Below are 13,261 nucleotides of genomic sequence, written 5' to 3' on the forward strand. Positions count from 1 at the left end.
AAGAGAAACTCTTAACGATGAAAGGTAGTTATAAATCCCGTTGGGTAATCGTAATCGTGGTGGTTATCGCCGCCATCGCCGCATTCTGGTTCTGGCAAGGCCGCAATGACTCCCGGAGTGCAGCCCCAGGGGCGACGAAACAAGCGCAGCAATCGCCAGCGGGTGGTCGACGTGGTATGCGTTCCGGCCCATTAGCCCCGGTTCAGGCGGCGACCGCCGTAGAACAGGCAGTTCCGCGTTACCTCACCGGGCTTGGCACCATTACCGCCGCTAATACCGTTACGGTGCGCAGCCGCGTGGACGGCCAACTGATAGCGTTACATTTCCAGGAAGGCCAGCAGGTCAAAGCAGGCGATTTACTGGCAGAAATTGACCCCAGCCAGTTCAAAGTTGCATTAGCACAAGCCCAGGGCCAACTGGCAAAAGATAAAGCCACGCTTGCCAACGCCCGCCGTGACCTGGCGCGTTATCAACAACTGGCAAAAACCAATCTCGTTTCCCGCCAGGAGCTGGATGCCCAACAGGCGCTGGTCAGTGAAACCGAAGGCACCATTAAGGCTGATGAAGCAAGCGTTGCCAGCGCGCAGCTGCAACTCGACTGGAGCCGGATTACCGCACCAGTCGATGGTCGCGTTGGTCTCAAGCAGGTTGATGTTGGTAACCAAATCTCCAGTGGTGATACCACCGGGATCGTGGTGATCACCCAGACGCATCCTATCGATTTAGTCTTTACCCTGCCGGAAAGCGATATCGCTACCGTAGTGCAGGCGCAGAAAGCCGGAAAACCGCTGGTGGTAGAAGCCTGGGATCGCACCAACTCGAAGAAATTAAGTGAAGGCACGCTGTTAAGTCTAGATAACCAAATCGATGCCACTACCGGTACGATTAAAGTGAAAGCACGCTTTAATAATCAGGATGATGCGCTGTTTCCCAATCAGTTTGTTAACGCGCGCATGTTAGTCGACACCGAACAAAACGCCGTAGTGATCCCAACAGCCGCCCTGCAAATGGGCAATGAAGGCCATTTTGTCTGGGTGCTGAATAGCGAAAACAAGGTCAGCAAACATCTGGTGACGCCGGGCATTCAGGACAGTCAGAAAGTGGTGATCCGTGCAGGTATTTCTGCGGGCGATCGCGTGGTGACAGACGGCATTGATCGCCTGACCGAAGGGGCGAAAGTGGAAGTGGTGGAAGCCCAGAGCGCCACTACTCCGGAAGAGAAAGCCACCAGCCGCGAATACGCGAAAAAAGGAGCACGCTCCTGATGCAGGTGTTACCCCCGAGCAGCACAGGCGGCCCGTCGCGCCTGTTTATTATGCGTCCTGTGGCCACCACGCTGCTGATGGTGGCGATCTTACTCGCCGGGATTATCGGTTATCGCGCCCTGCCCGTTTCGGCGCTGCCGGAAGTGGACTATCCGACCATTCAGGTGGTCACGCTCTACCCAGGTGCCAGCCCGGATGTCATGACCTCTGCCGTTACCGCGCCGCTAGAACGCCAGTTCGGGCAGATGTCTGGCCTGAAACAGATGTCGTCGCAAAGTTCCGGCGGTGCGTCAGTTATCACTTTGCAGTTCCAGCTAACATTACCGCTCGATGTCGCCGAGCAGGAAGTGCAGGCCGCGATTAACGCTGCGACCAACTTGTTGCCGAGCGATCTGCCTAACCCGCCGGTTTACAGCAAAGTGAACCCGGCAGATCCGCCGATCATGACGCTCGCCGTCACCTCAACCGCCATGCCGATGACGCAAGTGGAAGATATGGTGGAAACCCGCGTCGCGCAGAAAATCTCGCAGATTTCCGGCGTCGGCCTGGTGACGCTTTCCGGCGGTCAGCGTCCGGCTGTTCGCGTCAAACTTAACGCTCAGGCGATTGCCGCCCTCGGCCTGACCAGCGAAACCGTGCGCACCGCCATTACCGGCGCTAACGTTAACTCGGCAAAAGGTAGCCTCGACGGCCCTTCCCGTGCGGTCACGCTTTCCGCGAACGACCAGATGCAATCCGCCGAAGAGTATCGCCAGCTAATCATCGCCTACCAGAACGGCGCGCCAATTCGTCTGGGCGATGTCGCAACTGTAGAGCAAGGTGCAGAAAACAGCTGGCTCGGCGCGTGGGCGAACAAAGAACAGGCCATTGTGATGAATGTTCAGCGCCAGCCCGGTGCTAACATTATCTCCACCGCCGACAGCATTCGGCAGATGCTGCCACAGCTCACTGAGAGTCTGCCGAAATCGGTGAAGGTGACAGTGCTTTCCGATCGCACCACCAATATCCGCGCATCCGTCGATGATACTCAGTTTGAATTGATGATGGCTATCGCGCTGGTAGTCATGATTATCTACCTGTTTTTGCGCAATATTCCGGCGACCATCATTCCCGGTGTTGCTGTACCGCTGTCGTTAATCGGCACTTTCGCGGTTATGGTGTTTCTCGATTTTTCAATCAATAACCTGACACTGATGGCGTTAACTATCGCCACCGGATTCGTGGTCGATGACGCCATCGTGGTGATCGAAAACATTTCCCGCTATATCGAAAAAGGCGAAAAACCGTTGGCGGCGGCGCTCAAGGGCGCAGGTGAAATCGGCTTTACCATTATCTCGCTGACCTTCTCACTGATTGCGGTGTTGATCCCACTGCTGTTTATGGGCGATATCGTCGGGCGACTGTTCCGCGAATTTGCTATTACCCTGGCGGTAGCGATTTTGATCTCAGCGGTGGTGTCGCTGACCCTGACACCGATGATGTGCGCGCGGATGCTCAGCCAGGAGTCGTTGCGTAAACAGAACCGCTTCTCCCGTGCCTCGGAAAAAATGTTCGACAGGATAATCGCCGCCTATGGTCGTGGACTGGCGAAAGTGCTGAATCATCCGTGGCTGACCTTAAGCGTGGCACTCAGCACGCTGCTGCTTAGCGTGCTGCTGTGGGTGTTCATTCCGAAAGGTTTCTTCCCGGTACAGGACAATGGCATTATTCAGGGCACTTTGCAGGCACCGCAATCCAGCTCCTTTGCCAATATGGCCCAGCGACAACGCCAGGTCGCGGACGTGATTTTGCAGGATCCGGCAGTGCAAAGCCTGACCTCATTTGTTGGCGTTGATGGCACTAACCCGTCGCTGAACAGTGCACGTTTACAAATCAACCTCAAACCGTTGGATGAACGTGATGATCGGGTGCAAAAAGTCATCGCCCGTCTGCAAACGGCGGTAGATAAAGTGCCGGGCGTCGATCTCTTCCTGCAACCAACGCAGGATCTGACTATTGATACTCAGGTCAGCCGCACCCAGTACCAGTTTACCTTGCAGGCCACGTCACTGGATGCGCTCAGTACCTGGGTGCCACAGTTGATGGAAAAACTCCAGCAACTGCCACAGCTTTCTGATGTCTCCAGCGACTGGCAGGACAAAGGGCTGGTGGCGTATGTCAATGTTGATCGCGACAGCGCCAGCCGTCTGGGGATCAGCATGGCGGATGTCGATAACGCCCTGTACAACGCGTTTGGTCAGCGGCTGATTTCCACTATTTATACTCAGGCCAACCAGTATCGCGTGGTGCTGGAGCACAACACCGAAAATACCCCAGGCCTCGCGGCGCTGGATACCATTCGCCTGACCAGCAGCGACGGCGGCGTGGTGCCGCTAAGCTCAATTGCCAAAATTGAGCAGCGTTTTGCGCCGCTCTCCATCAACCATCTGGATCAGTTCCCGGTAACGACCATCTCCTTTAACGTGCCGGATAACTATTCGCTGGGCGATGCGGTGCAGGCGATTATGGACACCGAAAAGACGCTGAATCTGCCGGTGGATATCACCACGCAGTTCCAGGGCAGCACCCTCGCCTTCCAGTCGGCGCTGGGCAGCACTGTCTGGCTGATTGTCGCGGCGGTGGTGGCGATGTATATCGTGCTCGGCATTCTGTACGAGAGCTTTATTCACCCGATCACCATTCTCTCGACGCTACCCACCGCAGGGGTTGGCGCACTGCTGGCGTTGCTGATTGCTGGTAGCGAACTGGATGTGATTGCGATTATCGGCATTATTTTGCTGATCGGTATCGTGAAGAAGAACGCCATCATGATGATCGACTTCGCGCTGGCTGCCGAGCGCGAGCAAGGCATGTCGCCGCGCGAGGCAATCTACCAGGCTTGTCTGTTGCGTTTTCGTCCGATCCTGATGACCACCCTGGCGGCTCTGCTTGGCGCGCTGCCGCTGATGTTGAGTACCGGGGTCGGCGCGGAACTGCGTCGTCCGTTAGGTATCGGCATGGTCGGCGGCCTGATTGTCAGCCAGGTGCTGACGCTGTTCACCACGCCGGTGATTTATCTGCTGTTCGACCGCCTGACATTGAGGACCAAAAGCCGCTTTGCCCGTCATGAAGAGGAGGCGTAAGTGAAGTTTTTTGCCCTCTTCATTTACCGTCCGGTGGCGACGATTTTACTGTCGGTTGCCATTACCCTGTGCGGCATACTGGGCTTCCGTATGCTGCCGGTCGCCCCGCTGCCGCAGGTCGATTTTCCGGTGATTATGGTCAGCGCCTCGCTGCCCGGTGCGTCACCAGAAACAATGGCGTCTTCCGTTGCCACGCCGCTGGAGCGCTCACTTGGGCGCATTGCCGGAGTCAGTGAAATGACCTCCAGCAGTTCGCTCGGCAGCACGCGTATTATTTTGCAGTTTGATTTTGACCGGGATATCAACGGCGCAGCGCGTGATGTGCAGGCGGCGATCAACGCTGCACAAAGTTTGCTGCCCAGTGGGATGCCCAGCCGCCCGACCTATCGCAAAGCGAACCCGTCGGATGCGCCAATTATGATCCTCACGCTGACGTCCGATACTTATTCGCAGGGTGAACTGTACGATTTCGCCTCGACGCAGCTGGCTCCGACGATTTCGCAAATCGACGGTGTTGGTGATGTCGATGTCGGAGGCAGCTCACTGCCCGCCGTACGCGTCGGGCTGAATCCGCAGGCGCTGTTTAATCAGGGCGTGTCGCTGGACGACGTACGCACCGCCGTCAGCAATGCCAACGTGCGTAAACCGCAGGGCGCGCTGGAAGATGGCACTCACCGCTGGCAGATCCAGACCAATGATGAGCTAAAAACCGCCGCTGAATATCAGCCGTTGATTATTCACTACAACAACGGCGGCGCGGTTCGTCTGGGCGATGTGGCGACGGTGATCGACTCAGTGCAGGATGTGCGCAACGCCGGGATGACCAACGCCAAACCGGCTATTTTACTGATGATCCGCAAACTGCCAGAAGCCAATATTATCCAGACGGTTGACAGCATCCGGGCAAAATTACCGGAGTTGCAGGAAACCATTCCGGCGGCGATTGATCTGCAAATTGCCCAGGATCGCTCCCCCACCATTCGCGCCTCGCTGGAAGAAGTCGAGCAAACGCTGATTATCTCGGTGGCGCTGGTGATTCTGGTGGTGTTTTTATTCCTGCGCTCGGGTCGCGCCACTATTATTCCCGCCGTTTCGGTGCCGGTTTCGCTGATTGGTACGTTTGCGGCGATGTACCTGTGCGGATTCAGTCTCAATAACCTTTCGTTAATGGCGCTCACCATCGCTACTGGTTTCGTGGTGGATGACGCCATCGTGGTGCTGGAAAACATTGCACGTCATCTGGAAGCGGGAATGAAACCGTTGCAAGCCGCACTGCAAGGTACTCGCGAAGTCGGTTTTACGGTGCTGTCGATGAGTCTGTCACTGGTGGCGGTGTTCCTGCCGCTGCTGTTGATGGGCGGATTGCCGGGCCGACTGTTACGCGAATTTGCCGTGACGCTTTCTGTCGCCATTGGTATATCGTTGCTGGTTTCTCTGACATTAACGCCAATGATGTGTGGCTGGATGCTGAAAGCCAGCAAGCCGCGCGAGCAAAAGCGACTGCGTGGTTTTGGTCGCATGTTGGTAGCCCTGCAACAAGGCTACGGCAAGTCACTGAAATGGGTGCTCAATCATACCCGTCTGGTGGGCGTGGTGCTGCTTGGCACCATTGCGCTGAATATCTGGCTGTATATCTCGATCCCGAAAACCTTCTTCCCGGAGCAGGACACTGGCGTGTTGATGGGCGGGATTCAGGCGGATCAGAGTATTTCGTTTCAGGCGATGCGCGGTAAGTTGCAGGATTTCATGAAAATTATCCGTGACGATCCGGCAGTGGATAATGTCACCGGCTTTACAGGCGGTTCGCGAGTGAACAGCGGGATGATGTTTATCACCCTCAAGCCACGCGACGAACGCAGCGAAACGGCGCAGCAAATTATCGACCGTCTGCGCGTAAAACTGGCGAAAGAACCGGGGGCGAATCTGTTCCTGATGGCGGTACAGGATATTCGCGTTGGTGGGCGTCAGTCGAACGCCAGCTACCAGTACACGTTGTTATCCGACGACCTGGCGGCACTGCGAGAATGGGAGCCGAAAATCCGCAAAAAACTGGCGACGTTGCCGGAACTGGCGGACGTGAACTCCGATCAGCAGGATAACGGCGCGGAGATGAATCTGGTTTACGACCGCGACACCATGGCACGGCTGGGAATCGACGTACAAGCCGCCAACAGTCTGTTAAATAACGCCTTCGGTCAGCGGCAAATCTCGACCATTTACCAGCCGATGAACCAGTATAAAGTGGTGATGGAAGTGGATCCGCGCTATACCCAGGACATCAGTGCGCTGGAAAAAATGTTCGTTATCAATAACGAAGGCAAAGCGATCCCGCTGTCGTATTTCGCTAAATGGCAACCGGCGAATGCCCCACTATCGGTGAATCATCAGGGATTATCGGCGGCCTCGACCATTTCGTTTAACCTGCCGACCGGAAAATCGCTCTCGGACGCCAGTGCGGCGATCGATCGCGCAATGACCCAGCTTGGTGTGCCTTCGACGGTGCGCGGCAGTTTTGCCGGCACGGCGCAGGTGTTCCAGGAGACGATGAACTCGCAGGTGATCCTGATTATCGCCGCCATCGCCACGGTGTATATCGTGCTGGGTATCCTTTACGAGAGTTACGTACATCCGCTGACGATTCTCTCCACCCTGCCCTCGGCGGGCGTTGGAGCGCTGTTGGCGCTGGAGCTGTTCAATGCCCCGTTCAGCCTAATCGCCCTGATAGGGATCATGCTATTAATCGGCATCGTGAAGAAAAACGCCATTATGATGGTCGATTTTGCGCTTGAAGCCCAACGGCACGGTAACCTGACGCCGCAGGAAGCTATTTTCCAGGCCTGTCTGCTGCGTTTTCGCCCGATTATGATGACTACCCTGGCGGCGCTGTTTGGTGCGCTGCCGCTGGTATTGTCGGGCGGCGACGGCTCGGAGCTGCGGCACCCCCTGGGGATCACCATTGTCGGCGGACTGGTAATGAGCCAGCTCCTTACGCTGTATACCACGCCGGTGGTGTATCTCTTTTTCGACCGTCTGCGGCTGCGTTTTTCGCGTAAACCTAAACAAACGGTAACCGAGTAAATGACAGATCTTCCCGACAGCACCCGTTGGCAATTGTGGATTGTGGCTTTCGGCTTCTTTATGCAGTCGCTGGACACCACCATCGTAAACACCGCCCTTCCCTCAATGGCGCAAAGCCTCGGGGAAAGTCCGTTGCATATGCACATGGTCATTGTCTCTTATGTGCTGACCGTGGCGGTGATGCTGCCCGCCAGCGGCTGGCTGGCGGACAAAGTCGGCGTGCGCAATATTTTCTTTACCGCCATCGTGCTGTTTACTCTCGGTTCACTGTTTTGCGCGCTTTCCGGCACGCTGAACGAACTGTTGCTGGCACGCGCGTTACAGGGCGTTGGCGGCGCGATGATGGTGCCGGTCGGCAGATTGACGGTGATGAAAATCGTACCGCGCGAGCAATATATGGCGGCGATGACCTTTGTCACGTTACCCGGTCAGGTCGGTCCGCTGCTCGGTCCGGCGCTCGGCGGTCTGCTGGTGGAGTACGCATCGTGGCACTGGATCTTTTTGATCAACATTCCGGTGGGGATTATCGGTGCGATCGCCACATTGCTGTTAATGCCAAACTACACCATGCAGACGCGGCGCTTTGATCTCTCCGGATTTTTATTGCTGGCGGTTGGCATGGCGGTATTAACCCTGGCGCTGGACGGCAGTAAAGGTACAGGTTTATCGCCGCTGACGATTGCAGGCCTGGTCGCAGTTGGCGTGGTGGCACTGGTGCTTTATCTGCTGCACGCCAGAAATAACAACCGTGCCCTGTTCAGTCTGAAACTGTTCCGTACTCGTACCTTTTCGCTGGGCCTGGCGGGGAGCTTTGCCGGACGTATTGGCAGTGGCATGTTGCCCTTTATGACACCGGTTTTCCTGCAAATTGGCCTCGGTTTCTCGCCGTTTCATGCCGGACTGATGATGATCCCGATGGTGCTTGGCAGCATGGGAATGAAGCGAATTGTGGTACAGGTGGTGAATCGCTTTGGTTATCGTCGGGTACTGGTAGCGACCACGCTGGGTCTGTCGCTGGTCACCCTGTTGTTTATGACTACCGCCCTGCTGGGCTGGTACTACGTTTTGCCGTTCGTCCTGTTTTTACAAGGGATGGTCAACTCGACGCGTTTCTCCTCCATGAACACCCTGACGCTGAAAGATCTCCCGGACAATCTGGCGAGCAGCGGCAACAGCCTGCTGTCGATGATTATGCAATTGTCGATGAGTATCGGCGTCACTATCGCCGGGCTGTTGCTGGGACTTTTTGGTTCACAGCATGTCAGCGTCGACAGCGGCACCACACAAACCGTCTTTATGTACACCTGGCTTAGCATGGCGTTGATCATCGCCCTTCCGGCGTTCATCTTTGCCAGAGTGCCGAACGATACGCATCAAAATGTAGCTATTTCGCGGCGAAAAAGGAGCGCGCAATGAAGTTCTGGCGACCCGGTATTACCGGCAAACTGTTTCTGGCGATTTTCGCCACCTGCATTGTCTTGCTGATCAGTATGCACTGGGCGGTGCGTATCAGTTTTGAGCGTGGCTTTATTGATTACATCAAGCATGGTAATGAACAGCGATTACAACTGTTAAGTGATGCGCTTGGCGAGCAGTATGCGCAGCATGGCAACTGGCGCTTCCTGCGCAACAATGATCGCTTTGTCTTTCAGATCCTGCGTTCATTTGAACACGATAATTCGGAAGATAAACCCGGCCCGGGTATGCCACCGCACGGCTGGCGTACCCAGTTCTGGGTGGTTGATCAAAACAACAAAGTGCTGGTTGGTCCGCGAGCGCCGATTCCACCTGACGGTACACGGCGACCCATTCTGGTCAACGGTGCGGAAGTTGGCGCGGTGATCGCCTCCCCCGTTGAGCGGTTAACGCGCAATACTGATATCAATTTCGATAAACAACAGCGGCAAACCAGCTGGTTGATTGTCGCCCTGGCAACGTTACTCGCGGCACTTGCCACTTTTCTGCTGGCGCGCGGTTTACTGGCACCGGTAAAACGACTTGTCGATGGCACGCACAAACTGGCGGCGGGCGATTTCACTACCCGCGTAACGCCCACCAGTGAAGATGAACTGGGCAAACTGGCGCAAGACTTCAACCAGCTTGCCAGCACACTGGAGAAAAACCAGCAAATGCGGCGCGATTTTATGGCCGATATTTCTCACGAACTGCGTACGCCATTAGCGGTGCTGCGCGGTGAACTGGAAGCCATTCAGGATGGCGTGCGTAAATTCACGCCGGAGACGGTGGCGTCTTTACAGGCGGAGGTCGGTACACTGACCAAACTGGTTGACGATCTCCATCAGTTGTCGATGTCTGATGAAGGCGCTCTCGCCTATCAAAAAGCACCGGTAGATTTGATCCCACTGCTGGAAGTGGCGGGCGGCGCATTTCGCGAACGATTCGCCAGTCGTGGCCTGAAACTGCAATTTTCCCTGCCAGACAGTATTACCGTATTTGGCGATCGCGACCGTTTAATGCAGTTATTCAATAACTTACTGGAAAACAGCCTGCGCTACACTGACAGCGGCGGCAGCCTGCAAATCTCTGCCGGGCAGCGCGACAAAACGGTGCGCCTGACCTTTGCCGACAGTGCGCCAGGTGTCAGTGACGATCAGCTACAAAAATTGTTTGAACGTTTTTATCGCACCGAAGGTTCCCGCAACCGTGCCAGCGGCGGTTCCGGGCTGGGGCTGGCGATTTGCCTGAACATTGTTGAAGCACATAATGGTCGCATTATTGCTGCCCATTCGCCTTTTGGCGGGGTAAGCATTACAGTAGAGTTACCGCTGGAACGGGATTTACAGAGAGAAGTATGACCGAGTTACCAATCGACGAAAACACACCGCGTATTTTGATCGTGGAAGATGAACCGAAGCTGGGGCAGTTGCTCATTGATTATCTGCGTGCTGCGAGCTATGCGCCGACGCTTATCAGCCACGGCGATCAGGTACTGCCGTATGTGCGCCAGACACCACCGGATCTGATCCTGTTAGATCTGATGCTCCCTGGCACCGATGGCCTGACGCTGTGCCGGGAAATTCGTCGTTTTTCTGACATTCCGATCGTGATGGTGACGGCAAAAATCGAAGAGATCGATCGCCTGCTGGGGCTGGAGATTGGCGCAGATGATTATATCTGTAAGCCGTACAGCCCACGGGAAGTGGTAGCGCGCGTCAAAACCATTTTGCGCCGTTGCAAACCGCAGCGCGAGTTGCAGCAACAGGATGCTGAAAGCCCGTTGATTATCGACGAAGGTCGTTTTCAGGCTTCATGGCGCGGTAAAATGCTTGACCTGACGCCTGCGGAATTTCGTCTGCTGAAAACGCTCTCTCACGAACCAGGAAAAGTGTTCTCCCGCGAGCAATTGCTCAATCATCTTTATGACGACTACCGCGTAGTAACCGACCGCACCATCGACAGCCACATTAAAAACCTGCGCCGCAAGCTGGAATCTCTCGACGCCGAACAGTCATTTATCCGCGCCGTTTATGGCGTCGGTTACCGCTGGGAAGCCGACGCCTGCCGCATCGTTTAGTTTTAGCGACATTATTTTGTTAGCCGGAGATGGCGTTCAGACCAGATCCGGCAACATTATCCCACGCATGGTCAGCAAACTGACATTATCTCTCCGCCCTGGCAGGCATCAGAAAATCGCTCATACTTTAATCGGTAAACAGCACCTTTAGATGCTGTTTTCGATACACAATTTCAATCAAGGAGTCATTATGGCTGGTTGGTTTGAACTCAGTAAGAGCAGTGATAATCAGTACCGGTTTGTGCTAAAAGCGGGCAATGGTGAGACTATCCTCACCAGCGAGCTTTATACCTCAAAAGCCTCTGCGGAAAAGGGCATCGCGTCGGTGCGTAGCAACAGCCCGCAAGAAGAACGCTATGAGAAAAAAACGGCAAGTAACGGCAAATTCTATTTCAATCTGAAAGCCGCTAATCATCAAATTATCGGCTCCAGCCAGATGTACGCCACCGCGCAATCTCGTGAAACCGGAATTGCCTCCGTTAAAGCCAATGGCACAAGCCAGACGGTGAAAGACAATACGTAATTACGATGCCGGGCGTGGGTTGTTGGCGTCCGGCGCTTTACCAGATCCCCCCACAGCGCTACAATGCCCGCCCTTAAAGTGGGGGCACTCCCCTAACCGCTTCATCAGGTGAAGCGGATCTGACCTGTCATCAGAACGAGAGAATTATGTTTAAACCGGAACTCCTTTCCCCGGCGGGAACGCTGAAAAATATGCGTTACGCTTTCGCTTATGGCGCAGATGCTGTTTATGCGGGCCAGCCGCGTTACTCCCTGCGTGTGCGCAACAACGAATTCAACCACGAAAATCTTCAGCTCGGCATCAATGAAGCCCACGCGCTGGGGAAAAAGTTTTATGTCGTGGTCAACATTGCACCGCACAACGCCAAGCTGAAAACCTTTATCCGTGACCTGAAACCGGTGGTGGAAATGGGGCCGGATGCGCTGATTATGTCCGATCCAGGGCTGATTATGCTGGTGCGTGAGCACTTCCCTGAAATGCCGATCCACCTCTCGGTGCAGGCTAACGCCGTAAACTGGGCGACGGTGAAATTCTGGCAGCAAATGGGCCTGACCCGCGTGATCCTCTCTCGCGAGCTGTCGCTGGAAGAGATTGAAGAGATCCGCAATCAGGTGCCGGATATGGAGATCGAGATCTTCGTTCACGGCGCACTGTGCATGGCCTACTCCGGTCGCTGCCTGCTCTCTGGCTATATCAACAAGCGCGATCCGAACCAGGGTACCTGCACCAACGCCTGCCGCTGGGAGTACAACGTCCAGGAAGGGAAAGAAGATGACGTTGGCAACATCGTACACAAGTACGAGCCGATTCCGGTGCAAAATGTTGAGCCGACGCTGGGTATCGGCGCGCCAACCGACAAAGTGTTTATGATCGAAGAAGCCCAGCGTCCGGGCGAGTATATGACCGCGTTTGAAGATGAGCACGGCACTTACATCATGAACTCGAAAGATCTGCGCGCCATCGCCCATGTAGAACGCCTGACCAAAATGGGCGTGCATTCGCTGAAAATCGAAGGCCGTACTAAATCTTTCTACTATTGCGCACGCACCGCACAGGTTTACCGTAAAGCTATCGATGACGCCGCTGCGGGCAAACCGTTCGATACCAGCCTGCTGGAAACTCTGGAAGGTCTGGCGCATCGTGGCTATACCGAAGGTTTCCTGCGTCGTCATACTCACGACGATTATCAGAACTACGAATACGGTTATTCAGTTTCTGACCGCCAGCAGTTTGTTGGTGAGTTTACCGGTGAGCGCAAGGGGGACCTCGCGGCGGTAGCGGTGAAAAATAAATTCTCCGTTGGCGACAGCCTTGAGCTGATGACGCCGCAAGGCAACATTAACTTTACCCTTGAGCACATGGAAAACGCCAAAGGTGAAGCGATGCCGGTCGCACCAGGCGATGGTTATACTGTGTGGCTCCCGGTCCCGCAGGATCTTGAGCTCAATTACGCTCTGCTGATGCGTAATTTCTCCGGGGAAACCACGCGTAACCCACACGGTAAGTGATTAATTTCGATTATTTTTCCCGGATGGAAAATTCTTAGAAACCGATCACATACAGCTGCATTTATTAAGGTTATCATCCGTTTCGCTGAAAAACATAACCCATAAAATGCTAGCTGTACCAGGAACCACCTCCTTAGCCTGTGTAATCTCCCTTACACGGGCTTATTTTTTTATGCATAAGCCCTATCTCTGGTAACCGTCTTCCATTGACCACATCGATAGAATCCTCC

General features: G+C 55.0%; 8 protein-coding genes. All 8 read left to right on the plus strand.

All coding sequences use genetic code 11. The features are described from left to right. Positions 1 to 17: 17 nt before the first annotated feature. The 8 genes from mdtA (at position 18) to yegQ (ending at position 13,031) form a co-directional block, all read left to right on the plus strand. The gene (mdtA, locus tag K0778_RS16690) at positions 18 to 1,265 is read left to right on the plus strand and encodes a multidrug efflux RND transporter subunit MdtA (protein WP_000678989.1); all 1,248 of its coding nucleotides are present in this window, start codon (positions 18 to 20) and stop codon (positions 1,263 to 1,265) included. Beyond that, complete coding sequence (mdtB, locus tag K0778_RS16695; protein ID WP_039023089.1) at positions 1,265 to 4,387, plus strand: multidrug efflux RND transporter permease subunit MdtB; 3,123 nt, start codon at positions 1,265 to 1,267, stop codon at positions 4,385 to 4,387. The genes mdtA and mdtB overlap by 1 nt, the downstream gene beginning before the upstream one ends. Continuing rightward, complete coding sequence (gene mdtC, locus K0778_RS16700) at positions 4,388 to 7,465, plus strand: multidrug efflux RND transporter permease subunit MdtC (protein ID WP_039023090.1); 3,078 nt, start codon at positions 4,388 to 4,390, stop codon at positions 7,463 to 7,465. It abuts the gene before it with no gap. After that, positions 7,466 to 8,881, plus strand: a complete 1,416-nt coding sequence (locus K0778_RS16705) for an MFS transporter (protein WP_000130850.1) — start codon at positions 7,466 to 7,468, stop codon at positions 8,879 to 8,881. Then, positions 8,878 to 10,281 carry a two-component system sensor histidine kinase BaeS gene (gene baeS / locus K0778_RS16710; RefSeq protein ID WP_000675150.1) on the plus strand — a complete coding sequence of 468 codons (1,404 nt, stop codon included), beginning with the start codon at positions 8,878 to 8,880 and terminating at the stop codon, positions 10,279 to 10,281. The genes K0778_RS16705 and baeS overlap by 4 nt, the downstream gene beginning before the upstream one ends. Beyond that, positions 10,278 to 11,000 (plus strand): two-component system response regulator BaeR, encoded by a 723-nt coding sequence (gene baeR, locus K0778_RS16715; protein WP_000137877.1) that lies wholly within the window; start codon positions 10,278 to 10,280, stop codon positions 10,998 to 11,000. Before baeS ends, baeR begins: the two co-directional genes overlap by 4 nt. A 190-nt stretch (positions 11,001 to 11,190) precedes the next feature. Further along, on the plus strand, positions 11,191 to 11,523 hold the full coding sequence (locus tag K0778_RS16720; protein ID WP_038999770.1) for a YegP family protein: 333 nt from the start codon (positions 11,191 to 11,193) through the stop codon (positions 11,521 to 11,523). Between the two features lie 146 nt (positions 11,524 to 11,669). Further along, on the plus strand, positions 11,670 to 13,031 hold the full coding sequence (yegQ, locus tag K0778_RS16725) for a tRNA 5-hydroxyuridine modification protein YegQ (protein WP_000476014.1): 1,362 nt from the start codon (positions 11,670 to 11,672) through the stop codon (positions 13,029 to 13,031). The last annotated feature ends 230 nt before the right edge of the window (positions 13,032 to 13,261 follow it).

Source organism: Escherichia sp. XD33 (assembly GCF_019375075.1).
Taxonomy (GTDB): Bacteria; Pseudomonadota; Gammaproteobacteria; order Enterobacterales; family Enterobacteriaceae; genus Enterobacter; species Enterobacter flexneri_A.

Bases quoted from the DNA above. Each gene is read 5' to 3' on its own strand.
- mdtA (WP_000678989.1), top strand. From the start codon at position 18: ATGAAAGGTAGTTATAAATCCCGTTGGGTAATCGTAATCGTGGTGGTT.
- mdtB (WP_039023089.1), top strand. From the start codon at position 1,265: ATGCAGGTGTTACCCCCGAGCAGCACAGGCGGCCCGTCGCGCCTGTTT.
- K0778_RS16705 (WP_000130850.1), top strand. From the start codon at position 7,466: ATGACAGATCTTCCCGACAGCACCCGTTGGCAATTGTGGATTGTGGCT.
- baeS (WP_000675150.1), top strand. From the start codon at position 8,878: ATGAAGTTCTGGCGACCCGGTATTACCGGCAAACTGTTTCTGGCGATT.
- baeR (WP_000137877.1), top strand. From the start codon at position 10,278: ATGACCGAGTTACCAATCGACGAAAACACACCGCGTATTTTGATCGTG.
- K0778_RS16720 (WP_038999770.1), top strand. From the start codon at position 11,191: ATGGCTGGTTGGTTTGAACTCAGTAAGAGCAGTGATAATCAGTACCGG.
- yegQ (WP_000476014.1), top strand. From the start codon at position 11,670: ATGTTTAAACCGGAACTCCTTTCCCCGGCGGGAACGCTGAAAAATATG.